Origin of the sequence: Daejeonella sp., assembly GCF_030684675.1 — a bacterium.
In the GTDB taxonomy this organism is placed as follows: domain Bacteria; phylum Bacteroidota; class Bacteroidia; order Sphingobacteriales; family Sphingobacteriaceae; genus Daejeonella.
On sequence record NZ_JAUXXZ010000016.1, the window covers coordinates 100,822 to 126,164 of the forward strand.

A 25,343-nucleotide genomic window follows, 5' to 3' on the forward strand; every position below is an offset into this window, starting at 1 on the left:
AAAACTATCCTTAAAAATAAATTTTAACATGGCACTCATATTAGAATGCCTGTCATCCGCATAAATAAAACTTTGACAGCTCTCTTAACGTAAATATCAAAGGCCTAAAAAACAAAAAATGTATATTAATGAAGTAGAAAGAGTACAGGCGGTTCAGCGATATCTTGATTTCAATCTGGAGAGACAGAAAGATCTTCAGGAGATTGTAATGCTCGCTTCTGTAATCTGCAATAGCCCTATTGCTCTAATTACACTAATGGATTATGATGTACAACTGATCAAAGCGAAAGTTGGAGTTGACGTTGAAGAGATGCCAAGAAACACCTCGTTTTGTACCCATGCAATTCAGATTGACAAGATCATGGTAGTAAAAGATGCGACTAAGGATGTCAGGTTTGCAAATGCACCAGTTGTTGTCAATAATCCACATATCCGCTTTTACGCCAGTGCAAATCTAAAATCGTATGATGGATTTAACGTTGGCACCTTGTGTGTTTACGACACCAAACCAAAAGATCTGACAGCACAGCAATTGGAATGTCTTGGAGCGCTTGCTAATCAGGTAAGTCATATCATGGAACTTGACCGAAGTTTAAACCAACTAAAGAAGCAACACGACTCACTTCGGGAAATTGCCCGCATTCAGTCGCATGAGATCCGACAGCCAGTTGCCTCTATTTTGGGTTTAATAGCCCTGATGAAAGAGTCTTTAGCTTCCAATGATTCTGAATGCATAGATCTTCTCGAAGTATCAGCCAATCAGTTAGATGAACGCATCAGAACTATGGTTAATCATATAAACGATCAGGAATCTGATTATACACCGGCATAAGTTAGTATCAATAATTCATCATGCCTGAGATCTGGCTGTTCTGTCTGATATCTGAATATTTTTTTTAATTTCAGCCCGATGAAATTTTTGCTGCCTGTCTTCTCATTTTTTCTTTCCTTATTGTTTATATCCTGTGGCCATATCAGCAAGATAAACGAAGAACCGGCTCCGACATTCACCGCTATAAAAGGGATCAAATACACCGAAATAAAACGCCGCTTTAACAACGGACTTTCATTCACTGAGCAGGGATTTCAACTGGAACCTGAATGGAATATCTATTTTAATGCTGATGACTCTGTTAGGATCTACAGTTCGGAGAAGAAACAATACATGACCTATCGCATATTTCACAGCCATAAAGCACTTTTTCAGTTTGCCCGTGAATGGTTCAGAGTAAGACATGTGAGTAAAGACAGTTTGATTTTCCAGGTTATGGAACTGGAATCCAGGGCCGTGATGGAGGATCTTTCTACTATTACCATGACTCTTTATTCTGATGACTACATCAAAAATGTGCTCAAAACTACAGCTGAGAAGCTGAAAGCACCTTCAAAGGAAGATAGTTTATTTATTAAATACCGTGCAATACAGGCAAATTCTGATCTGGATAGTGCATTTGCCGCGCGAAATCCAGTTAAACTGACAAGCAAAAGTAAAATAAGCTCTGTCGAAAAGATTATGCCAAGTCTTGACCCATATTTAGGCCATGTCAATCGGTCTGAAGAATACCTTTATCCGGAATACCGGATAAAGATCGACAAGGCTTATCAGGATTTTCAATATTCATTTTCGGTACTAGTTGATCACAATGGCAGGATGCATTTCAAACAATTTCTGGTCGCTGTTGAACCCGAATTCATCGAAACCAAAACAAAAGTGGCAAAGGGAATAATTGATGTCTATCTGCGAAATACCCTGGATATCATTCCTGGAAATACCCTTGGTTTTCCACATTCAAGTGTGATCAATTTGCATGTTATTGGGAGGAAACCATAAGAATTGATTTAAGCAATTAACAGCAAAAAGACTCGATAATTTAATGCTAGTTCGATATTATGAAGGGAAAATTATACGGTTAAATTGGTGGGATAAGGCTCTGGTAGACATTAATTTAATTTTTGAAAGCAATAGCTGTGTGTTATAGGCTAGTTCAGCCCTTTCCTCCGGAGTAGTTCCGGCAAGAAATCGCGTTCTATTTCAAATACCAACAGCCGGAAGCTACCTCCTCCGGCAAGGTTTATTTTACCCGGTGTTGTATTTCATTGGAACGGGCAGCCCGGCAATAGGACCACCTGCCATTTGAAATAAACCTGGGTGGCAGCTGTAGTTTTTTTGCAATACTAGTTTTTCATGATATAAATTAAATCTGTTGCAAAAAACTACTGCAGAACACTGGACTGGTATGACCGAAGAAAACAGACCTTGCTTTCTAAAACAAAAGAAAATTATTCAATAATCGAACTCACGTTATTTAGTGGATGATCTTAAACATAAGCTCTTTCATCAGGTCGCCTTGTTCTGTATTTCCACTTGCATCAACTCCCTTGGTTTTCAGATCACACTCCCTTAAATAACTAATCACCCGAAACACCTTCTCTTTACTGTAATTTCTGGCCGCCTGTTCATATTCCCTCACAAAGAAAGGGGCTATTCCCAATGCACTTGCTAAACCCTGAGGGGATTTGTCGCCAGCATAATGATACTTTAATACTTTAGTAAAATATGAGTTAAGAGCCCCCAGCAGGAGTTGGATTGGGTTATTCTTCGGATTTTCTGCAAAATAATTAATGATTTGATTCACTTTAAATGCATCCTTTCTGGCAATCGCATTCTGAAGTTCAAATACATTGTACTCCTTACTAATGCCGATATTATTCTGAATATCATTGACACTGATCTCCTGCCCCGCTTTCACGTTCAGCATCAGCTTTTCGAGTTCGTTAGCCACTTTAGAAAGATCATTCCCCAGGTATTCGGCCATCAGAGCCGAAGCCTGAATCTGAATTGAATAACCCTTTTCACGGACAAATCCCTCAATCCAGCCGGGAACTTTATTCTCATGAATTGATGCAGATTCGAAAATAATACCCTTTTTTTCTATGGCTTTATATGTTTTCTTCCGCTTATCAAACTTTCCGTTCCGGTAACAAAATACGAGAATAGTACTTGGAAGGGGATTTTCAAAATAGCTTAACAAAGGATCTGCCGACTTCTTATCATCATCCCCATCTTTGCCCCATTTCAAATCCTGTGCTTCTTTTACCAAAACCACCTGATAATCACTCATCATCGGATACCGTTTGGCAGCATTCAGAATACTCATCAGGTCGGAATCCTTACCATAAAAAATAGTTTGATTAAAACCTTTTTCGGCTGCAGAAAGCACGCTTTCTTCTATATAATCACTAATCTGATCAATGTAGAATGATTCTTCGCCATGCAGTAGATAAACCGGCTTAAACTTCCGGTTTTTCAGGTCTTTAATAAGTTCGTTGCTATTCATTTTGCTCTTCGAAATTACGAAATAATGCAATCACTGTTGCCTGGTTAAAATAAATTTTGAAATAAAATAGCCATTTAGATTCTATTTAGAATGTTTTTGTTGTCCCATAAAAAGCAAGTCCCACTTCATCATGGTATCATTTTTTTTACTTCTTTCACTGACTTAAAACTTGCATTATTTTACCTATACTGACAGAATTGTTCATAAGCTTTGGCCTTAGCACAAAATCTCCGTCAACGTTTTTTTCCTCCGCCCAGGGCGGATGGTGCGGCAGGCACAGACCAAGCCAAAGCATTAACTTTAATAGCATTCCCGAACCTTCGGGACAGCGGCGGCATTTATTCGTTTTTGTCTATTGTTTTTTAAGGCACTCATGGTCTCGTCGTACCTCCTCGGCATGTTTCTTTTCTGCCCGTCCGAACGGGTTTATCCGGGCGGGCTGCAGGAAAAGAAAAGAGAAAAATTATTAGACGTAAATAAGTTCATTATTTCTACAATTATAATTACCCCGGACACCAATGATAATGCGATTCTTCAAACTACATTTCAAGTTTAATCTAATATTTTAAAATTATATCCCTGGGATGCCCCAGATTAAAATCATTTTGTGAAATTTACTGCAATGTTCAAACCCGGCCCATTAAATCTCCCGTCCTATTCACTTAAGATTAAAGAGGAAAACGGAATAAGCTATATTTTTGATGAGATCCGAAAAAAGTATTTGGTTCTCACCCCCGAAGAATGGGTCAGACAACATTTGATTCAGTTTCTGATCAGGGACAAGAAATACCCGCGATCACTGATCAGACTGGAAGGAGGATTGAAACTGAACAGCCTTCAGAAACGCTCAGACATTCTACTCTTCAACAGGCATGGGGAAAAGGTCTTGCTTGTTGAATGCAAAGCACCCTCTGTCAAGATTAACCAGGATACCTTTGACCAGATTGCACGATATAATTTTGTACACAAGGTACCCTGGCTATTAGTCAGCAATGGATTACAGCATTTCTGCTGTGAGATTGATTTTGAAAAACAATCGTACAGATTTGCAGAGGAATTGCCGGAATACTCCGGCTGAACATCCAAAAATAAAATTTTGAGATCCGGATTATTGATTATCATTCACAGGAATGTTCTATCTTTAGAAATATTCAGGCATAAATTTTGATATAAAAAACTATATTAGCTAATAGATCAAAATGACCGATCTATTTATAATCTGATTAACCCTCACTCGTTCTAAATTCACCTCTTAACAGGTGGCCATTACTTGTGTTCAACAACTTAAGTATATATGGCCATTCTGATTTTTTTTATTGCCCATTGGTTTCTCTCTCTGTTCTTTCAGACTTTTTTCCAGCACCGTTATGCCTCACACCGGATGTTTACGATGTCGAAAGGCTGGGAACGCATTTTTTATTTTATGGCATTTATTTTTGAAGGGGCTTCCTTTTTAAACCCCCGTGCCTATGCCATGATGCACAGAGAGCATCATGCTTATAGTGATACAGAGAAAGATCCGCATTCACCTCATTTTTTTACTGATGTATTTCAACTGATGAAAGCCACAATCATCACTTTCCGTGATCATTTAAAGCGTACCAAAGATCCGGAGGCTCGTTTTCAGGGCTATTATCCTGAATGGCCATTAATTGACCGGATTGGATCCTCTATCGCGTCCAGACTCCTGTTTGGGGCAGCTTATACCTGGTTTTATATCGAATTTGTTCCAAAAGGCTCGGAATGGATGTTTTTTCTGCTTCCAATCCATTATCTTATGGGACCATTGCATGGTGCAATTGTGAACTGGTGCGGACATAAATACGGTTATTCCAATTTCGACAATAAAGACAAATCAAAGAACACTACCCCCTTCGATTTTCTGATGCTTGGAGAATTATTTCAGAACAATCACCATCGCTATCCTAATAGTGCAAATTTCGGCAAGAAATGGTTTGAAATCGATCCGGTATATCCGGTTATGAAGCTAATGGATACCATGGGAATCATTCACTTAAAAAAGGCTGTCTGATTGTTTAGGACTTAAGTTCCCTTTTAGCCTTAAGTCTTATTTCAATCAGCCAAATCAAAGCAATTTTATAGATTAAATTAAAACGAGGACTTTCGCCTTCCGAAATAAATTTAACCCTGCGATTATTTTTATATACCTTACCTTTGATTATTCCTGATCGAAATTAGTATTATAATTTTCTATTTGATTGTTAACAATGAGATTCCTTAGGTACATTTATATAATACTGCTTTTGCTGTCTTATTTTAAATCGTATGGATCTCATAATTCCAACGACGGTGTACCGAATGCTAAAAACGGCATTCTTGACCTGCGCAAATCCAGATTAACTGATATCATTTCTTTGGATGGCGAATGGCATTTTTACTGGAACCAGTTAATTGGTTCCAGAAGTAATCAGGCACAAAACCAGAAGTACCAAATTGTTAATTTTCCGTTCAGATGGGAAAATTATGAATTGAACGGTAAAAAGCTACCCTCCTATGGTTATGCCAGCTATAAACTTACTATACTCCTTCCTAAAACCACCGAACCGCTGCGTATAATCGTCCCCGAAATGTATTCAGCCTTCAGTTTGTTTATTAATGGCAAAAAAGTGGCTAAAAATGGGCGGGTTAGCGATAATGAAGAAGATTTTATACCCTACTGGCAATACCAGACAGTTGATCTTAGCGAAAGCCCCGACACGCTGAACATGGTTCTGCAGATCGCAAATTTTTCCCATTCCAAAGCTGGTATCTCCAAATCAATTGTGTTGGGCAGCAAATCAAATATGGAGACCTATAGGATGCATGCCGTCGCCATCGATCTTCTTTTAACAGGATGTCTGTTTATGGGGGGCCTCTTCTTTTTAGGCCTATACCTCCTGGGGAGTCGCGATAAAGCGATCCTTTTGTTCTCTCTCTATTCCATTGTTTACAGTTACAGGATTATGGGTGTAGGTAATTACGTGATGCATACCATAATGCCGGGAATTGACTGGTTTTTTGCTATTCGTATGGAATACATAAGTTTGTTCTTTAGCATTGGCCTGTTCACTCTCTATACAAATTACCTTTACCCCAGAGATGTCAATAAATTAATCGTCAGAACAATCAGCATTTTGTGCTTTACTTTTGCAATTATTACTTTGTTTTTCCCTCCTGTAATTTTCACTCAACTGATCAATCCATTCATATTTGTAATGCTCAGTTGTATCATTTACGTACCATTCGTTTATTTTAAGGCCTATAATAAAAAACGGCCGGGATCATTATTCGCATTGATCAGTTCGCTTATGCTAATGATCATATTTATTATCCTAATACTAAACTATTGGCACCTTTCACCATTATTGCAGCTACCCAGTTTCATTTGCTATATGGGCTTCTTTTTCTTTCAATCACTCATTCTCTCGAACAGAGTTTCATTTACACTTAAAAAAGCAAGGGAACAAGCCGAACAGGGTTTGATAGCAAAAAGTGAGTTTTTGAGCACCATGAGTCATGAGATCAGAACTCCCCTGAATTCTGTAATCGGGATGAGTCACTTGTTACTTAAAGAGAATCCCAGAAAAGATCAGGTTGAAAGTCTTAATGTAATGCTGTTCTCTGCAAATAATTTATTAGCAATTGTTAATGACATCCTTGATTACAATAAAATCGAAGCAGGCAAGATCTCATTTGAACATATTCAAATGGATATTTCGTCCATCACCAAAAATATTGTCCGCGGCCTTCAGGTTTCTGCCAGTGATAAAGGCATCGAACTGAACTTACATCTGGATAGTTCCTTACATACCAGAGTTTTGGGAGATCCCACCCGATTATCACAGGTTTTGAGCAATCTGCTTCATAATGCAATCAAATTTACTGAACAGGGACAGGTAATTTTAGATATTACACTAATTAAAGAAACTGAAAATCAAATCACCCTGCAGTTTAGCATAAAAGATACCGGAATAGGTATCTCTAAGGAAAAGCAAAAACTTATCTTTGAGCGATTTACACAGGCTGATTCTTCCACTTCACGTGGTTTTGGAGGGACAGGTTTAGGACTAGCGATCAGTAAAAAGATACTTGAATTACAGAATTCGACCTTGCAACTTGAAAGTGAGGAAGGAAAAGGTTCAAATTTCTATTTCAGTCAGACCTTTGAAAAAAGCTTACAAAATCCCGAACAACAAGAAGCAGATATGAACCTTCAAACCGAAGATAATAAATTACTAAGCGGAATCACTGTTTTATTAGTTGAAGATAATCCCATTAATATTTTGGTTGCCCAAAAATTCCTGGAGCGCTGGGGGGCAAAGATCGAAACTACCACAAACGGGCTTGAGGCACTTAACATGGTTGATCCTGAGAAACATGACCTGGTTCTTATTGACCTGCACATGCCCGTTATGGATGGTTATGAGGCCAGTAGAAAAATGAGGGAGAATGGAATAAATTTACCAATAATTGCCCTTACGGCCAATTTACCAAATGAGATTGAAGATGAAATCAAACTTAGCGGAATCAATGACGTGGTCGTGAAACCATTCCTCCCTGATGAACTATACAGAAAAGTGCTTCACTATATGTCCAAAAAAAATAATTAAGGGGTGAATTGGCCTTTCTCTATGTACATAAATTTGTAGTACTAAAGTCAAATAAGACCCAAATTGGATTATATAAAATATTAATCGTAATATTGCAATTAATTATGGGACTAACCAAATCAGAAATATTCTCAGCCGAACAAAACCATCTGGCTCAATTACTGAAAGCTTTGGCACATCCGGCACGGATAGCAATCCTTCAGGAAATCATGAAAGCGAATACCTGTATCTGTGGCGATCTGGTTACTGAGCTTGGTTTGGCACAAGCCACCATTTCGCAACATCTCAAAGAATTAAAAAACTCAGGCTTAATAAAGGGTACCGTTGAAGGAGCCAGCATATGCTATTGTATTAATCCGGAAACCTGGCAATTGCTGGAAAAAGAAATAGGAAACTTTCTTTCAGCCGTGAAAAGTACAAATAGCTGCTGTTAAAAAAATTTAATTCGAAATATCGTAATATTACAATAATATAAATAAAATACCATGAAAACTGAAGCAGAGATCAAAGAACTTGTCCGACAAAAATATAGTGAAATTGCATTACAGGATAAAACAACAAATGAAAGTTCATGCTGTGGTGCCGGTGGATGCAGCACAGAAGTGTACAATATCATGACTGATGATTATACTGATCTGAAAGGTTATAATCCGGATGCCGATCTGGGTCTGGGATGTGGTTTGCCCACCCAGTTCGCCGTAATCAAAAATGGTGATGTGGTAATTGATCTTGGATCAGGTGCCGGAAATGATTGCTTCATTGCGAGATCTGAAGCAGGCGAAAATGGAAAAATCATCGGAGTAGATTTTACCGAAGCCATGATCAATAAGGCAAGACAGAATGCAGAAAATCTGGGTTTTAATAATGTCGAATTTCGACAGGGAGATATTGAGCACATGCCGGTAACATCAAACACTGCGGATGTTGTAGTAAGCAATTGTGTACTCAATCTTGTTCCAAATAAGGATAAGGTTTTTAAGGAAATATTTAGGGTTTTGAAGCCGGGTGGCCATTTCAGCATCTCTGACGTGGTACTCAGCGGCAAACTCCCCGATCAGCTTAAAAATGCGGCTGAGATGTATGCAGGTTGTGTTTCAGGTGCTATACAAAAGGAAACCTATCTTGAATTAATCAATTTAAACGGCTTTACAGAGATGAAAATTCAAAAGGAAAAGCCAATTATCATTCCGGATGATATTCTGCAGAACTACCTTTCAGCAGAAGAACTTCTTGCATTCAAATCAGGAAATACCGGAATCTTCAGCATTAGTGTTTACGCAACGAAACCGCAACAAGCAGCGGCTTGCGTACCCGGAGGAGGATGTTGCTGATAACATTTGATCATCAGACAATTTTGATATAACTTTTACCGTTAAACAAACGTAATAGGTATACCAAAACATACTGACCTATGACATATCAGCATAAAATCAGCCTTCACCGTCCCTTAAACAGTGAAATTGCTAATTCTAAGTTTGCTATAGTGCTTTTATCAATATTATTACTGAATGCCGTTACAGTAACTTTCTATTTTTATTCACTTACACTTTTTTTGCTAAGTTTATTTCTAAGTATTATTTTCTTTATTTTATTGTTGAGGCAGTTCCGGAAAACACATAAAGTATCTTTTATTGAAATCAGTGATAAAACACTGAACTATTTCGATACAGAGAGCGAAGAAATAGTAAAAGTTGCTGCACAGGATATAACTCATATCAGTACAAAACTTTGTGAACTGAGGGTTCACACAAAGGAAAGGGTCCATCTGGTTAACCTGAAAGTAATCAGAAACGAGAAAAAACGCTGGGAAATAAAAGAAAAGATCAGAACATTATTGAACCCTGTCAGCCTTTAGAAGGCTGACAGGGTTTTTTACAGGGTTTGGAACCCTGTCAGCGTTTTCAACCCCGCTTCCAGTATTTTCAGCTTCGACAAAGCATCTTCTTTCTTCTGACGCTCAATTTCAACCACTTCCGGTTTTGCATTCTGTACAAAACGTTCATTAGATAGTTTTGATTCCACAGCACGTAAAAATCCATTGAGATACTCAATTTCCTTTTCTATCCGCAGCTTCTCAGCAGCGGGATCAATACTATTTTCAAGTGGCACAAAAAATTCATCCTTACCGGCCATAAATGTACCAGCTCCGGCCACCGGCTCTTTCACAAATTCAGATTCAGTGATATTAGCAAGTCTCGAAACAATATTAAAATAATCCTGATACCTGATTTCTGAATTAACCTTAATTTTTAATGTCAAAGCCTCTTTTGGAGAAATTTGTTTTGTATTTCTGATATTTCTGATCTCAGAGATCACCTGTTTTACAATCTCAATATCATGTACAAGTGCTGTATCAATCTTACCTGCTAACGGATAATTTGCTACAATACAACAATCCATTTCTCCCCGCTGGGCAAACAGATCATCATGCCATAGTTCTTCAGTCAGGAATGGCATCAAAGGGTGGAGCAATTTTAAGATCCGCTCAAAATAGTCAACAGTGATCTTGTAGGTCTCCTGATCTATAGGCTGCTGATAAGCAGGCTTGATCATTTCCAGATACCATGCACAGAAATCATCCCAAACCAGTTTATATATTCCCATCAGGGCCTCAGAAAGACGATACTGCTTATAATTGTCCTCAATTTCTATCAATGACTGATTAAACGCAGAGTCAAACCAATTGATTGCCTGTTGATTGGTATTGCTCAGCGCAGGATCAACTTCCCAACCATTAACCAGTCGGAACGCATTCCATATTTTATTTGCAAAATTTCTACCCTGCTCACAATAGCTTTCATCAAACATCAGGTCATTCCCGGCAGGCGAACACAAAAGCATACCTACCCTTACTCCATCAGCTCCGTACTTTTCAATCAGTCCGATAGGATCAGGAGAATTACCCAATGACTTGGACATTTTTCTACCCTGCTTATCACGTACTATTCCAGTCAGATATACATTTCTAAAGGGTACTTCGCCCCGAAACTCATGCCCGGCCATAATCATCCTCGCAACCCAGAAGAACAAAATCTCAGGTGCTGTAACCAGATCATTTGTTGGATAATAATAGTTGATATCCGCATTATCAGGATCCTTAAATCCGTCAAAAACAGAAATCGGCCATAGCCATGATGAAAACCAGGTATCTACCACATCGTCATCCTGTCTGATTTGAGTTGAATCTGAATCAGGGAACAGTTTTTTAAATTCTATACTTGCTTCTTCTTCAGTTTTTGCAACAACCCACTCCTCTTTTGAATTATACCATGCCGGAATTCGTTGTCCCCACCACAATTGCCTGCTGATACACCAGTCTTTTACATTTTCCATCCAGTGTTTATAGGTATTTATAAACTTTTCAGGAATTAATTTTATCTCGCCATTTAAAACATAGTCGAGCGCAGGCCCCGACATTTCAGACATTTTACAGAACCATTGCATCGATAACTTGGGTTCTATCGCTGCATCAGTACGCTCAGAGAACCCAATTTGCGATTTATAGTCTTCAAGCTTTTCCAGATTACCGGCCTCATCAAGCATCAAATGAATCCTCTTCCTGGCTGCAAAGCGATCCTCACCTACGAGAATCTGAGCATTTTCGTTAAGGGTACCATTATCATTCAGAATATCGATAACCGGAAGTTTATGCCTCAAACCCAGTTCATAGTCATTCAGATCATGCGCAGGGGTCACTTTCAGACAGCCCGTACCAAACTCCATATCTACATAATCATCCTGAATAATGGGTATTTTCCTGTTAATCAATGGAATATACACCTGCTTTCCCTTAAGAAAATCGAATCTGGTATCTTTTGGATTGATACAAATCGCGGTATCGGCCATGATAGTTTCAGGCCTTGTTGTCGCCACGACCAGATGATCAGGATAGCCCTGAGCAGGATCAACAATTGAATATCTGATATAGTATAACTTCTGATTTACTTCCTTACGAACAACCTCTTCATCCGAAACAGCAGTCTGCCCTTTCGGATCCCAGTTCACCATACGTATGCCTCTGTAAATCCAGCCTTTTTTATAAAGGTGAATGAAGGTATCGATTACCGCTTCAGAAAGATCATCCTCCATGGTAAAACGGGTTCTGTCCCAATCGCAGGAAGCACCCAGCTTTTCAAGTTGCTTAAGTATAATGCCGCCATACTTATCCTTCCATTCATAAGCATGGTTCAAAAATTCCTCTCTGCTAACATCCTTCTTCTCAATTCCCTGTTCTTTTAGTAATGCAACTACTTTTGCCTCAGTTGCTATCGATGCATGGTCAGTTCCGGGCACCCAGCAGGCATTCTTGCCCTGCATTCGGGCCCTGCGGATTAAAACATCCTGGATTGTATTGTTGAGCATATGCCCCATATGCAATACCCCGGTTACATTGGGTGGTGGGATCACGATAGTATAGGGTTCTCTTTCATCCGGCACTGAGCGGAAGAACTTCTTATCAAGCCAATATTTATACCATTTATCCTCAGTTTCTCTGGGATTATACGTCTTTGGAATACTCATTTAATCAAGGGGAAAATTAACATGCGAAAATACGTTTTTGGAAGGTATTATTGGAACATGCAGGTTCTGAATTTTTATAAAAATCCATTAATACCAACAAAATTTATGCTGAATTACCTTTTTTAATTAACTTATTGACCAATAAAACAATATAATTCTCATTCAGGTGTTATTATATAAATCAGATTTTTTCAGCTATGAAAATCATCTCCTGGTCAAATATTACCTATTTTTTTCTCAATTACCTGAAGTTGGGCCGTTTACTTTCCTGGTTTAATAAGTAGAAATACTATTATTTTTCTTCTTCATCCTTTTATCTGCTATTTTTACAGCCTGTTTTTACTAACCAAAAAATCATGAATAAGAATTACATTAAATTAATGCTCTTCGGGGCCATCTGTACCCTGTCATTGCAGGTTTCCGCACAACATGATTCAAAACCAGTTAAAAAGCCATTATTCATCGACAAATCAAGCATGGATCTGAGCAAAAAACCCGGTGATGAGTTCTACCAATATGCCAGCGGTACCTGGATAAAAAACAATCCGGTACCTGCAAAAGAAACCAGATGGGGAAGTTTCAACCTGCTTCGCGACTTTAACATCAATGCCGTGAAGACCATCCTTGCTGAATCTGCAAATAATAAAAGTGCGGCTCCAGGCTCAATAGAAAAGCGTGTCGGTGATTTCTACTTGGCAGGTATGGACAGTGTCACTATCGAAAAACTGGGATATAGCCCAATCAATAATGACCTTGAAAAAGTAGCGCAACTATCAGATCTAAAAGGCCTGATCAATCATGCCGCTGAAATGAGGACATCCGGAGCCGGCTCCCCATTTTTTGCTTTTTTTGTTGGACAGGATAGAAAATATGTCAAAAACATTGTCCCACAGCTTTTTCAGGGCGGAGCCACCCTACCCGATCGCGACTATTATTTAAAGAATGATCCAAGGAGCCTGAAAATTCAGGAATCCTATAAAAATTATATCAGCAAACTTTTCACGCTTACAGGTTCTTCTCAGGCCGATGCTGAAAAAAGTGCTGGTATAATTTTCAATATAGAAAAGTCCCTGGCAGCTGCTCAAATGAGTCGTGTTGAAATGCGCGATCCATATAAAACTTATAATAAATTTGCCATAGCAGAACTCAGTAAAACAACACCCAACCTCAATTGGGAGACCTTACTCCCATTAATGAAGGTTAAGGAACAGGATACTGTATTAGTGAACTCTCCAAAATTCTTTACCGAACTGAATACTTTGTTAGGCTCAGCACCACTTGATGACCTCAAAACATACCTGAAGTGGAATGTTCTGAAAAGTTCAGCACCATACCTGAGTTCTGACTTTGTTGATGCCAGTTTTGCCTTTACACAAATATTAACAGGTCAGAAAGTACAAACTCCCCGCTGGCAGCGGATGTCCTCTTTAACTGACGGCTCTGTTGGCGATCTTCTTGGACAGATCTATGTTAAAAAACACTTCCAACCTGAAGCAAAAGCTAGAATGCAGGAACTGGTAAGCAATTTGGTAAAAGCTTATGAGATCAGGATAAAAAACCTGGATTGGATGACCGGTGTGACCAAACAGAAAGCCCTGGATAAACTTCATGCATTTACTCCGAAGATTGCTTATCCTGACAAATGGAAAAATTACGAGGGACTTGAAATTAACAGAGGAACATTTTTTAATAATGTCAGAAATGCCGGAACCTGGAGCTATACTGAAATGGTGAATCAACTGGGCAAGCCTGTTGATAAAACCCGCTGGGCTATGACTGCACCAACTGTAAATGCTTATTACAACCCGGTAAATAACGAAATTGTATTCCCGGCAGGTATCCTCCAATTCCCTTTCTTTGATGCTAATGCAGATGATGCGGTAAACTATGGCGGTATTGGAGCAGTTATAGGCCATGAAATTTCCCATGGCTTTGATGATTCAGGAAGCCAGTATGATAAAGACGGCACTTTACGCAATTGGTGGACAGACGAAGACAGAACTAAGTTCAAAGTTAAAGCGACTGCCCTGCAGGAACAATTTGATGCCTATACAGTGCTTGACACGGTTCATGTTAATGGTAAACTGACACTTGGTGAGAACATTGGTGACCTTGGCGGATTGAATGCTGCATACGAAGCTTTCAAAATGACCAAACAAGGAAAAAGCAATGTTAAAATTGATGGGTTTACCCCTGATCAGCGATTCTTCCTTTCATGGGCACAGGTTTGGAAAGGTAATATCCTGAATGAAACTGCTGCACAGTTAATTGTAACTGATACACATTCTCCCGGACCTTACCGCACTATCGGCGCACCTATAAATATGGATGCATGGTATCAGGCTTTTGATATAAAGCCGGGTGATAAACTTTACAAAAAGCCGGAAGATCGCATCAAAATATGGTAATCTGATCTTAAAAAAATTGTTAATTAGGATTTAAGCCCTTTGTTTGAGTATTTTCGAACAAAGGGCTTTTTCTATGCCAGCAATGAATTATATCGATCTGATTTTAATAAGTTTAATCCTGCTCTCAGCATGGCGGGGCTGGCATAATGGCTTTCTGGCATCCATTACAGAAATTTTCATCTGGCTTGGCAGCTTCATCGCTGCACTGCTCTTTTCAGAACTTCTTGCCACCTTTCTTGACAGACTTTTCAGCATTTCTATAATTTGGTTAAGACCCATGAGTTTCATCCTGATCCTGGCCATATTCAGCCGGATGATCTACGAAATCTGCGACGGGATTAATGAAAAAATACCTGAGTCAAAAAATGAACATCCCTTAAATAAATTGAGCGGAATTATCCCGGGCTTATTCTCAGGTCTGTTTTATGCCCTCTTATTGTCCCTTTTTTTCCTCCTTTACCCTGTCGGGGATGCAACAAAAGAAGCCCGACAAAGCGTATTAGCTAATACATTGACACAAAAACCGGACTGGGCCGGAGAAAGGGTCAATAATGTTCTAAATGACCTCAGAAATAAATTTGGCAGAAGCCTTACTATTTTTCCAAATGGAAAGGAGATTATACCATTACCTTTTAAAGTGGAAAAGCCCCTGCTTAGAAAAGAGCTGGAAATTGGAATGTTAGATATGATTAATACTGAAAGAGAAAAATTGGGGCTGCCTGATCTTTACTTTGATGAAGAGCTGGCGGAAGTGGCCAGAACACATTCAAAAGACATGTTTCGGAGGGGGTATTTTTCTCATTTTAACCCGGAGGGGAAAAGCCCTTTCGACAGAATCAGAAAAAATGGAATTCAGTTCAGAATAGCGGGCGAAAACCTTGCTTTAGCTCAAAATCTGAGTCTTGCACACATTGGTCTGATGGAATCCCCTACTCATCGTGCAAACATAGAACTTAAATCATTTGGCAAAGTTGGTATAGGGATTCTGGATGGAGGATATAATGGTCTTATGATCACACAGTTATTTAGAAATTGATACTTAAAAGCAAAATCAGAGCCAAAAGCCCTGCTCTTTTTTTTAAATTTGCAACACATCTTATCCAATTAAAAACGATTATATTATTAATTCACGTAACAAACTGGCAATATTATTGTTATAATTTCAGGATCATTTATAAACCAATTAAATACTTTCTATGCATAGGTATTTGCTCATTCTTTTTTGTTTACTAAGCAGCCCGCTGATCGCTCAGATCAACAATCCTGAATACAAACAGACATTAGATAGTCTTTACAAGCAAACAGTCCCATTGATCACAATAGATGAATTTATAAAGATCGATAAATACAATCTCCATATTCTTGACACCCGGGAAGAAGATGAATTTATGGTCAGTCACATAAAAAATGCGCGTCATGTTGGAAATTTCTGGTTCGATATGCGCAAGGTTTATGATATTCGCAAAAATTCAACAGTTATTGTGTATTGCTCAGTAGGAATTCGAAGTGAAAAAATTGGAGAAAAATTGATCGCCGCAGGTTATAAAAATGTGTTCAACCTCTATGGTGGCATTTTTGAATGGGTTAATCAGGGGCATCCTGTGTATAAACAAAATGGAGTTCAAACTGCCGAAATCCATACCTACGACAAGAACTGGGATCGCTGGGCTGAACGCGGTACCAAAGTAAATTAATTTGACTTCGACCAATAAGCCGGCATGGATCATTTAAGCTTTGCATTTACATCCGATGGTTCAAAAACTCTTTTCAATAGAGAAGTTGGAGAGCATTATCACTCCCGGCATGGTGCTTTACAGGAAAGCAAACATGTTTTCCTCAATACCGGGATGCGATATTTCCTTGAAAAAAGCGAACTTGAAAAAGTCAAAATTATAGAGGTAGGTTTTGGCACAGGACTTAACTTTTTGGTTACTGCTGATTTTTGCTCAGAAAACAACATTGAACTCGACTATACCGGCATTGAAGCCTATCCCCTCAAACAGGAAATTATTGGAGATACCGGATACGAGAAGTATATCACTCATGACTTATGGGATTCGTTCACAGGGCAATACGAGAAAGCGCAAAAGTCTGTGGTACAGATTGGCAAATCATGTAAGCTTAAAATAGAACCTGAAAAAATGCTTGATTTCAATTCTAAAGAGCCTTTTGATGTTGTTTACTTTGATGCATTTGCGGCCGTCCATCAGCCGGAGATGTGGAATCTTGAATCCCTGAAACATATTTCCAAATTCTTAAAAACAGGCGGAGTATTTGTGACTTATGCGATTACGGGAGATCTGAAAAGAACGATGAAAAGCTTAGGGTTTGTGATTGAAAAGGCACCAGGCGCAGCTGGCAAGCGTGAGATGTTACGGGCTATAAAAATGTAAATTTCGCCCTGTGGCTGATTATCATTCCACCCCACGAAATAACAAGATCAAAATCCTATTTTTGCAATATTAATCTCAATAAATGTCTGCAAATCCGATCCCTCCTTCCGCCGATACACCTGCAAAGTCCTTTGAACGTTTATTAACGATCATGAATACCCTTCGTGAGCAATGCCCATGGGATAAAAAGCAAACGATGGAAACACTCAGGCACCTTACTATTGAGGAAACCTACGAACTTTCTGATGCAATCCTTGAAGGGGATATGAACGAGATCAGAAAAGAATTGGGTGATATCATGCTTCATCTTGTGTTTTACACACGCATCGCTTCTGAAAACAATGATTTTAGCATCACTGACGTTCTGAATGGCATTTGTGATAAATTGATCCACAGGCATCCCCATATCTACAGTGATGTACAGGTTAAAGATGAAGCCGATGTAAAACGTAACTGGGAGCAACTGAAATTAAAAGAGGGCAATAAATCAGTACTCGAAGGGGTCCCTGCTTCATTGCCGGCCCTGATCAAAGCTTCAAGAATTCAGGAAAAAGCAAGAGGTGTTGGTTTCGACTGGGAAGAAAAGGCTCAGGTATGGGAAAAGGTAGAAGAAGAGTTAAGGGAATTCAGGGATGAATTCAATACAGATAATAATACAACCATTGATAAAGAGAAGGCTGAGGGGGAATTCGGCGACCTGATGTTCTCTCTGATCAACTACGCTCGTTTCATCGATATCAACCCTGAAGATGCCCTCGAAAAAACAAACAAGAAGTTTATTAAACGTTTCCAGTATCTCGAAGGCAAGGCAAAAGAACTCGGTAAAAGCCTCAAAGACATGACTTTATCCGAAATGGATGTTTTCTGGAATGAAGCCAAAACTCAAAAATAAACATTCTCGAATAAAAGAATCGAAATAATTCTTTGGGAGAAATAACATGCATTTTGTTATTCGATCGCAGCCTCTTGCCAATTACGAGTACAGCCCCGTGTCATTGCGAGGAGGCACGACGAAGCAATCCCATGACGTTTAGCACTATTAGTAAGGAGATTGCCACGCTGCGCTCGCAATGACATTCAACTGAGTATTGTAGAAAATTTTTATTTGTCATGCATAAATTGACTTGAACCTCAGAAATATTAGCTCTAAGCCTTCCCTTACCCTAATCAAAATGTTTTTTTTAAATCATTGTAGCATTTCTGTATCCTGATCCGTCTTAGATATATAAAACACTATATATGAGAACTACGGGATTACTTTTACTTTTTTCGATTTTACTTTTTGCAGCATCCTGTTCAGACAAAATTAATCTGAGCTTATTGGATGGAAACTATACCGGTCATTACTATTATGCGGGTCCCGGCGAAACCAGGCCTATAAAAAGCCAGAGTACTGTATCAGTCAATCTTTCTGGCAAAGAATACACTTCAACAGGTGGTGCTTCAAGAATACCGGCCGGAGGAGCCGGTGAATTTAACCTGGTGGACAAAGAAGAAGTTCAGTTTAATGATAAACATGTCTGGACTGCCGATTTCGACTGGAACTTAATTCTGAACGGTAGATTTATCTATGAACTTAAAAATGACAGTTTAATTTTGACACGTAAATTTGAAATTTGCAAAACTTGCTCAGTTAAGCCGGGAATGTTGCCCGGATCATACCAATACAGATTGAAGAGAACAAATTGATACATGTCGAAAACATTCCACATTTCTGAATCAGAGCTCATTCAGGAATGCAAAAAAGGCAGTTTAAAGTACCAGGAAATACTATACAAACATTTCTTCAGCTTTGCTATGGGTGTTGGAATGAGGTATTTATCTGACCGTGATGATACGCTGGAAGTTGTAAATGACTCCTTTATAAAAGTATTCAAATCAATAAAAGATTTTAAAAATGAACAGAATTTAAAACCATGGTTGAGCCGGATAGTAGTCAATACAGCTTTAGACAGGAGAAGAAAGGATCTGAAACATCAGTATCTGAGTCCGCTCGAAAATGCCTCAGAACTATCTTATCCTGCTCAGGCTTTAGAGAACCTGAATGCCAGGGACATCTGCAAATTATTGGACAAGCTTCCCAATGTACAAAGGATGGTTTTTAATATGTATGAGATAGACGGGTATAGCCATGAGGAGATTGGAAATATACTTCAGATCCCTGCCAGTTCATCCCGTGTAAATTTAAGCAGGGCAAAAGAAAAATTAAGGTTAGCCTTCAGTTTAGAACAATCAGCATGAAAGAAACGGAAGATCAGAGAATTGCAGCTAAATTCCACCAGGTTTTCGATGATTTCGAAGATCTTGCCTCAAATGAGGGTTGGCTGGAACTGCGCAAGAAGTATCCCGAAGAAAAAAGCAGACCTTTGTTCTTTTGGATCAGTTCTGCTGCTGCATTATTAATCCTGTTTTCCGGGCTATGGCTGTATATTCCTGAAATAAAGAAGGAGCATATTACAGCTAAAAACAAAACATCCATTGAGAGTAAAAAAACAGAATCTGAAGCCAGCTCAACCGCTCCTCAACTAACAATCTCTGCTCCTGCCTCATCCAAATTAATTACGAAAGAATTAAAACCAGGCTCAGATACAAAACCTGCCACTATACTTAATTCCGCATTTCGGGAAGAAAAAAAATTACTTATTAATCACCCTGCTGATTATTCTAAAATATCAGACAGATTGGTGATTTCTGCTAAGGATTCAGCATCTACCTATGAAAATCCTATTGCAAAATTGCTAAAAACTACCGAAGAACCCACAATTAAACAAGACACAATGGTTCTCGCAATTGGAGAAGTCACACAGACAGATTACAATTTAAAACCAAAGCCTGAAGAATTAAAACTAGCGGAAGAAAAGGGGAAAAAGTCTGAAAAGAGCAGCAAAAAGAATTTTTCACTCAGTGTTTATGTCGGTTCCTTCATTAATTATGCAGAAGGCAGTGTGAACAATGTGAATGTGGGTGCCGGTCTTTCATCCGACTTCAGGATTAGTAAGAACCTGAGAATTTCGACCGGCCTTAACCTGAGTAAAAACAGCCTTGCCTACAATCAAAATGAACCGTCAAATAATTATGGATCATTTCAGGATGCTAACTCATCAATTGTTGGAACCCTTGTAGCACTTAGTAATTATGAAGCAGAACTTCTTGGCCTCGATATTCCTGTTAACATTAAATACCTGTTTAATCCCCAGAAAAGTAACACTTATTTCCTTGCTGGTTTAAGCTCAGGCACTTATCTGAGCGAAAAATACGCTGTTAAGCAATCTAATTTTAACTCATTTGTGGGATCTTCTGCAGTCGCCAACAAGCAGGAAATAAGCAGGCAAATGAAAGACTTTGATCTGATGCGCACCCTGAATGTATCTTTTGGATTTAATACCCGCTTAAGCAAAAAGCGAAGCCTGACAATTGAACCATTTTTAAAATATCCACTGGGCGGACTGGGGAGTGAAAACATCAGATTTGGAGCATCAGGAATAAATGTTAAACTGAATTTTAACTCCGCAAAAAAACCGTGATGAAACTTAAATTGTTATTCAAAGCAGCACTCCTTTCTGGTGTATGCCTATTGTTCTCATGCGAAAAGTCCAACAGTTCATGCGGCGGAAATGATCCAATGAATGATCTTCCCTGGTTAGAGCAGGAGATCGGTCGCCTGAGCTCACTAAATCAGTGTTACAATGTTTCAAGATCTACCTATGAGAAACAAACAGTTTTTATTGTCTCTAACTGTGAACCCAATATAAATAGTGTGCCTCTGCTGTACAACTGTGATGGAAATGTTCTGAACTTATCCGCCGCCAACTACCAAAATCTGAAGTTTACCGGATCGATTGAATTGATCTGGAAGAGTAATTAAATTATAAACTGAAATACCTATGAACAACATCAATAAATACCTATTAGTTCTGGTTTGTTTTACGGGACTTTTAATCAGCTCATGTGAAAAAGATTCCATTGAATTTGACAGTCCCTTTGAACTGAATGAAAATGAAAGTATTGTCCTGCAGGGAAACAATAATGGTTTAACTATCACATTACAATCAGTTAATGATAGCCGCTGTCCGATAAATGCTTTATGTATAAGTGCCGGTAATGCCCGGGTTAAATTAAGGATGTCAGATAATTCAGGAGCAGAGACTTTCGCTGAGCTTTGTCTGGGCTTTTGTGACACCGGGAACAATACCGAAGACAGTGCAATAATTCGGTTGAACAATAACAGTTATACTGTTTTACTTAAGGAAGTTAACCCTTTTCCGGAACTCGGTAAAAAACAGGACAAAAAAGCCTTACTGATCATAAGAAAAGAATGATTTACTTAAACCTGATGGCTTTAAGCGGCGATATTCTTGTTACAAGCATTGAGGGCAGCAGCAAAACGAATAAACTGATCAGCAAGGTTCCGGCATTCAGCATCAGAATATCCGGAACATCCAATTGAACGGGTACAAAATCAATGTAATAAGATGCCTGATCCAGAGTAAAGAAATGGGTCTGTGACTGAAACAAACCAAGCCCGATACCCAAAATATTGCCACATAGCAGCCCCCATGCAATCAGGTAAGCAGCATTGTAAAGAAATATCTTACGAATCTGCCAGTTTGTATTTCCCAGAGCCTTCAGTATTCCGATCATATTAGTTCGTTCAAGAATCATAATCAGAAGTGCAGAAATCATATTGATAACCGCAACTGCAAGCATCAGGATCAAAATTACCTGAGTATTGACATCCAGCAGGGATAACCATTCAAAGATGGTTGGATAATACTGCCTAATCGTGTATGATTTAAGTTCAATATCAAGATCATCATAAACCCTCGCTTCAATTTCATCAAGCTTATTGAAGTCAGTAACCCTTAATTCATACCCACCAACATCAGTCGGAGCCCATTTATTAAGGCTCCGGATTAATCCGATATCCCCGATCACAAACAATTTATCCACTTCTTCAACTCCAAGATTGTAAATTCCCACGATTTGAAATTTTCGTTTGCGCAGGGAGTTTTCAATAAAATACATCAGGAAATCATCGCCTACCTTCAGCTTGAGGCGGTCTGCGGTAAATTTTGAGATCAGAATCTGTGTTCTGGACTTCAGGGTATCCGAAAAATCAATAACAGTTCCCTCTACGAGAATTTTCTTGAAATACTCCCACTTATAATCCCGACCAACACCCTTTAATACAACCCCCTCGACTTCTTCATTCGTGTTGATTATTCCTGGTTTGGTAGCAAATGATTGTATATATTCTATTCCCTCCTGCTTCAGGATTTTTTGACGTGAAGAATCAGAAATGCTAAATGAAGTGTTTTCATAGGAAGTATTGAGATCCAGTTTAGATATCTGAATATCACCAGAAAATCCACGTACCTTTTCACGAATCTCTGATTTAAAGCCCTTGACTATAGCTATTGCAAGTATCATCACAGCTAAGCCCAGCATAATTCCAAGAATTGCGATACGCACAATTAGCTTCGAAAAGGTTCGATTGGAATTAAACGATATGCGTTTTGCAATGAAAAGGGGTAAATTCAATCCTGAAATGGTTTTTTTTGTACCTTTAACAAAGATGCATTTTTTTTAATTTCGTTTCCGAACCAATTAATAAGAACAATTAACTAACAATTTTATAATCTATAATTTTCTTTGACCATGCACCGATCAAGCTATCTCATTATAACTGTCATTTTATTTCTCTCAGTCAATACATTTAGAGTTCAGGCTGAACAATCAAAAATCTTTTCTTTAAACATGAAAGATGCTGAGTTCAGATCCACTGACCCTATTAGTGGAAAACTTCGCACAGGGGCTGAACAGATCGACCAATATCTTCCTTATCTTAAAGGAAAGCGGATAGGAATGGTAGTAAATCCAACTTCTGTCATTGGAAATACAACGGTGGTCGACAGCCTGCTTAAACTTGGAGTTAAGATTGTAAAAATATTTGGACCTGAACACGGCTTTCGTGGTGATGCAAGTGCCGGCGTTAAGGTTGATGATAGTTTTGATGCTAGAACCGGATTACCTGTAATCTCTTTGTATGGGAAACATTTAAAACCTACAAAAGAAGATATGGATGATGTGGATCTGATGGTCTATGATATACAGGATGTGGGCACCAGGTTCTATACCTATATCAATACCCTGCAGCATGTTATGGAAGCCTGCGGAGAGAATAATAAAGAAGTTCTGATCCTTGATCGCCCCAATCCGAATGGTTTTTATGTTGACGGTCCTGTTCTTGATCCAAGATTGAAGTCGGGAATCGGTTATAATCCAATTCCAATCACACATGGACTTACCATTGCAGAATATGCGCAAATGCTTAATGGAGAGGGATGGATGGCAAATAAAGTTAAATGTAAAATTAAGATCATTAAGATCGCGAATTATACCCATGCTACACCCTATGTTTTACCGGTTAAACCATCTCCAAACCTGAATACAGGTCAATCTATATTACTTTACCCTTCACTTTGTCTTTTTGAAGGTACAATTATCAGTCAGGGACGAGGGACTTACTTCCCTTTCACAGTACTCGGCAATCCTGATCTGAATGATAAATATAAATTCTCTTTTATGCCAAAAAGTATAAAAGGAATGAGTGAAACGCCATTGCATATGAATAAAGATTGCTTTGGAATCGACTTAAGGCAGTATAATACCAATAAGATCAGGAAAGAAGGAAAGATAAACCTTAGCTGGTTGATAGAACTATATAAAGCCTATCCGTACAAAGAGAAGTTCTTTGATTTCAAACAAAGTAACCAGATGGGTAATTTTGACAAGTTGGCTGGAACTTACGACCTCAAACAACAGATCATAGCCGGCAAATCTGAAGAAGAAATCCGCCAAAGCTGGGAACCCGGGCTCTCTCAATATAAGATCATGAGGAAGAAGTATTTGCTTTATCAGTAAGGTCGGAAGCCAGAGGTCGGGAGGACTACTTCATACCTCAGTCCTCAGTCCTCATACCTCAAACCTCATACCTCAAACCTCATTATGAAAATCATTTTCATGGGCACCCCGGATTTTGCAGTTGCCTCCTTAAGTGCCCTTTTGGATGCTGATTTTGATATTGTAGGAGTTATTACTGCTCCGGATAAACCGGCAGGGAGAGGACAAAAGATTAGTGAGTCTGCTGTTAAAAGATTTGCGGTTAAAAAGGGATTGAAGGTTCTTCAGCCGATAAAATTAAAAGATCCCGATTTTTTAAAAGAACTTAAATCATTAGACGCTGACATACAGGTAGTTGTAGCATTCAGAATGTTACCTGAATTGGTATGGAATATGCCTCCAAAAGGTACAATAAACTTACATGCATCCCTCCTGCCCCAGTACCGTGGCGCAGCACCAATCAACTGGGCAATTATTAACGGGGAAAAGCGGACTGGTGTAAGCACATTTTTTCTGAAGCAGGAGATCGATACAGGTGATCTTTTATTTGCTGAAGAGCTTGATATTGAAGATGATGACACAGCCGGTGACCTGCATGACAAATTAATGGTAATTGGTGCCGGATTACTGGTAAAAACCCTTAAGGCAATAGAAGCGGGGAAATACAAGGAGGTATCGCAAAACACTCATCAGGAAAATGAGCTTAAAAAGGCTCCAAAGATTTTCAGGGAAGATTGCCTGATCAAATGGGATCGCCCGGTTAAAGAGGTTTTTAACCTGATCAGGGGATTAAGTCCGCATCCTGCGGCATTTTGCCACTTACAGGATAAAACATTGAAAATTTATAGCGCGATAGCTGAAAAAAAAGACATAAGCGATAAACCCGGAAGTGTTCTGACGGATAATAAAACCTATCTCAAATTTGCCTGCCGCGATGGCTTAATTTCAGTCCTTGAATTACAATTAGAAGGCAAAAAGCGAATGAAAGTCGATGAATTTCTAAGAGGAGTCAGGCTATAACTATTCCCCACCCGATAGCTATCCTATCGTGTGGACACATCTTTAAACAGGTGTCAAAGTATCAAAATTTATTATTAAGTAGGGATTTAGGCGCTATGCTGTGCCCCTTTGGAGGGGCTACGGGGAGGTTCCACCCCCTTTAATTCCCCC

General features: G+C 38.9%; 23 protein-coding genes. 20 read left to right on the forward strand and 3 right to left on the reverse strand.

The annotated features are described in order from the left end of the window. Positions 1-118 precede the first annotated feature (118 nt). Both Q8M41_RS02870 and Q8M41_RS02875 read left to right on the forward strand, forming a co-directional pair. On the forward strand, positions 119-832 hold the full coding sequence (locus Q8M41_RS02870) for a GAF domain-containing protein (RefSeq protein WP_305363732.1): 714 nt from the start codon (positions 119-121) through the stop codon (positions 830-832). 78 nt (positions 833-910) lie between these two features. Next, positions 911-1,831 carry a hypothetical protein gene (locus Q8M41_RS02875; protein WP_305363733.1) on the forward strand — a complete coding sequence of 307 codons (921 nt, stop codon included), beginning with the start codon at positions 911-913 and terminating at the stop codon, positions 1,829-1,831. Positions 1,832-2,306: 475 nt separating this feature from the next. On the opposite strand, the gene holA is transcribed toward Q8M41_RS02875, so the two are convergent. Continuing rightward, on the reverse strand, positions 2,307-3,338 hold the full coding sequence (gene holA / locus Q8M41_RS02880; protein ID WP_305363734.1) for a DNA polymerase III subunit delta: 1,032 nt from the start codon (positions 3,336-3,338) through the stop codon (positions 2,307-2,309). 622 nt (positions 3,339-3,960) lie between these two features. On the opposite strand from holA, the gene Q8M41_RS02885 reads away from it, so the two are divergent. The 6 genes from Q8M41_RS02885 to Q8M41_RS02910 all read left to right on the forward strand — a co-directional run bounded on the left by Q8M41_RS02885 (position 3,961) and on the right by Q8M41_RS02910 (position 9,803). Then, entirely contained in the window at positions 3,961-4,416 is a 456-nt protein-coding gene (locus tag Q8M41_RS02885) for a type I restriction enzyme HsdR N-terminal domain-containing protein (RefSeq protein ID WP_305363758.1), read from the forward strand. 216 nt (positions 4,417-4,632) lie between these two features. After that, positions 4,633-5,370 (forward strand): acyl-CoA desaturase, encoded by a 738-nt coding sequence (locus Q8M41_RS02890; RefSeq protein WP_305363735.1) that lies wholly within the window; start codon positions 4,633-4,635, stop codon positions 5,368-5,370. Positions 5,371-5,566: 196 nt separating this feature from the next. After that, positions 5,567-7,948, forward strand: a complete 2,382-nt coding sequence (locus Q8M41_RS02895) for an ATP-binding protein (RefSeq protein WP_305363736.1) — start codon at positions 5,567-5,569, stop codon at positions 7,946-7,948. Positions 7,949-8,052: 104 nt separating this feature from the next. Further along, positions 8,053-8,382 (forward strand): helix-turn-helix transcriptional regulator, encoded by a 330-nt coding sequence (locus tag Q8M41_RS02900; RefSeq protein ID WP_305363737.1) that lies wholly within the window; start codon positions 8,053-8,055, stop codon positions 8,380-8,382. A gap of 51 nt (positions 8,383-8,433) precedes the next feature. Further along, on the forward strand, positions 8,434-9,279 hold the full coding sequence (locus Q8M41_RS02905) for an arsenite methyltransferase (protein WP_305363738.1): 846 nt from the start codon (positions 8,434-8,436) through the stop codon (positions 9,277-9,279). Positions 9,280-9,359: 80 nt separating this feature from the next. Next, positions 9,360-9,803, forward strand: a complete 444-nt coding sequence (locus tag Q8M41_RS02910; protein WP_305363739.1) for a hypothetical protein — start codon at positions 9,360-9,362, stop codon at positions 9,801-9,803. 17 nt (positions 9,804-9,820) lie between these two features. Here the strand turns inward: Q8M41_RS02910 and Q8M41_RS02915 are convergent, their stop codons facing one another. Beyond that, the gene (locus Q8M41_RS02915) at positions 9,821-12,469 is read right to left on the reverse strand and encodes a valine--tRNA ligase (RefSeq protein WP_305363740.1); all 2,649 of its coding nucleotides are present in this window, start codon (positions 12,467-12,469) and stop codon (positions 9,821-9,823) included. Between the two features lie 356 nt (positions 12,470-12,825). Here Q8M41_RS02915 and Q8M41_RS02920 point away from each other — a divergent pair, with 356 nt between their 5' ends. From Q8M41_RS02920 to Q8M41_RS02965, 10 genes are all read left to right on the forward strand, one after another. Continuing rightward, entirely contained in the window at positions 12,826-14,877 is a 2,052-nt protein-coding gene (locus tag Q8M41_RS02920) for a M13 family metallopeptidase (RefSeq protein ID WP_305363741.1), read from the forward strand. A 43-nt stretch (positions 14,878-14,920) separates the two neighbouring features. Beyond that, complete coding sequence (locus Q8M41_RS02925) at positions 14,921-15,913, forward strand: CvpA family protein (protein ID WP_305363742.1); 993 nt, start codon at positions 14,921-14,923, stop codon at positions 15,911-15,913. Between the two features lie 160 nt (positions 15,914-16,073). Beyond that, positions 16,074-16,571, forward strand: a complete 498-nt coding sequence (locus Q8M41_RS02930; RefSeq protein WP_305363743.1) for a rhodanese-like domain-containing protein — start codon at positions 16,074-16,076, stop codon at positions 16,569-16,571. Between the two features lie 24 nt (positions 16,572-16,595). Then, positions 16,596-17,270 carry a tRNA (5-methylaminomethyl-2-thiouridine)(34)-methyltransferase MnmD gene (gene mnmD / locus Q8M41_RS02935; protein ID WP_305363744.1) on the forward strand — a complete coding sequence of 225 codons (675 nt, stop codon included), beginning with the start codon at positions 16,596-16,598 and terminating at the stop codon, positions 17,268-17,270. A gap of 82 nt (positions 17,271-17,352) precedes the next feature. Next, complete coding sequence (mazG, locus tag Q8M41_RS02940) at positions 17,353-18,162, forward strand: nucleoside triphosphate pyrophosphohydrolase (protein WP_305363745.1); 810 nt, start codon at positions 17,353-17,355, stop codon at positions 18,160-18,162. 347 nt (positions 18,163-18,509) lie between these two features. Continuing rightward, positions 18,510-18,959 (forward strand): hypothetical protein, encoded by a 450-nt coding sequence (locus Q8M41_RS02945; protein WP_305363746.1) that lies wholly within the window; start codon positions 18,510-18,512, stop codon positions 18,957-18,959. A gap of 3 nt (positions 18,960-18,962) precedes the next feature. Beyond that, entirely contained in the window at positions 18,963-19,511 is a 549-nt protein-coding gene (locus Q8M41_RS02950; protein ID WP_305363747.1) for an RNA polymerase sigma factor, read from the forward strand. Then, complete coding sequence (locus tag Q8M41_RS02955) at positions 19,508-20,794, forward strand: outer membrane beta-barrel protein (protein WP_305363748.1); 1,287 nt, start codon at positions 19,508-19,510, stop codon at positions 20,792-20,794. The genes Q8M41_RS02950 and Q8M41_RS02955 overlap by 4 nt, the downstream gene beginning before the upstream one ends. Beyond that, positions 20,794-21,135: a hypothetical protein gene (locus Q8M41_RS02960; protein ID WP_305363749.1), complete on the forward strand. Its 342-nt coding sequence runs from the start codon at positions 20,794-20,796 to the stop codon at positions 21,133-21,135. Before Q8M41_RS02955 ends, Q8M41_RS02960 begins: the two co-directional genes overlap by 1 nt. Positions 21,136-21,154: 19 nt before the next feature. Further along, entirely contained in the window at positions 21,155-21,589 is a 435-nt protein-coding gene (locus Q8M41_RS02965) for a hypothetical protein (RefSeq protein WP_305363750.1), read from the forward strand. A 1-nt stretch (position 21,590) separates the two neighbouring features. On the opposite strand, the gene Q8M41_RS02970 is transcribed toward Q8M41_RS02965, so the two are convergent. Then, the gene (locus Q8M41_RS02970; protein WP_305363751.1) at positions 21,591-22,811 is read right to left on the reverse strand and encodes an FtsX-like permease family protein; all 1,221 of its coding nucleotides are present in this window, start codon (positions 22,809-22,811) and stop codon (positions 21,591-21,593) included. A gap of 216 nt (positions 22,812-23,027) precedes the next feature. Here Q8M41_RS02970 and Q8M41_RS02975 point away from each other — a divergent pair, with 216 nt between their 5' ends. Together Q8M41_RS02975 and fmt are read left to right on the forward strand one after the other, a co-directional pair. Next, positions 23,028-24,194 (forward strand): DUF1343 domain-containing protein, encoded by a 1,167-nt coding sequence (locus tag Q8M41_RS02975; RefSeq protein ID WP_305363752.1) that lies wholly within the window; start codon positions 23,028-23,030, stop codon positions 24,192-24,194. Between the two features lie 84 nt (positions 24,195-24,278). Next, positions 24,279-25,193: a methionyl-tRNA formyltransferase gene (gene fmt / locus Q8M41_RS02980; RefSeq protein ID WP_305363753.1), complete on the forward strand. Its 915-nt coding sequence runs from the start codon at positions 24,279-24,281 to the stop codon at positions 25,191-25,193. Positions 25,194-25,343 lie beyond the last annotated feature (150 nt).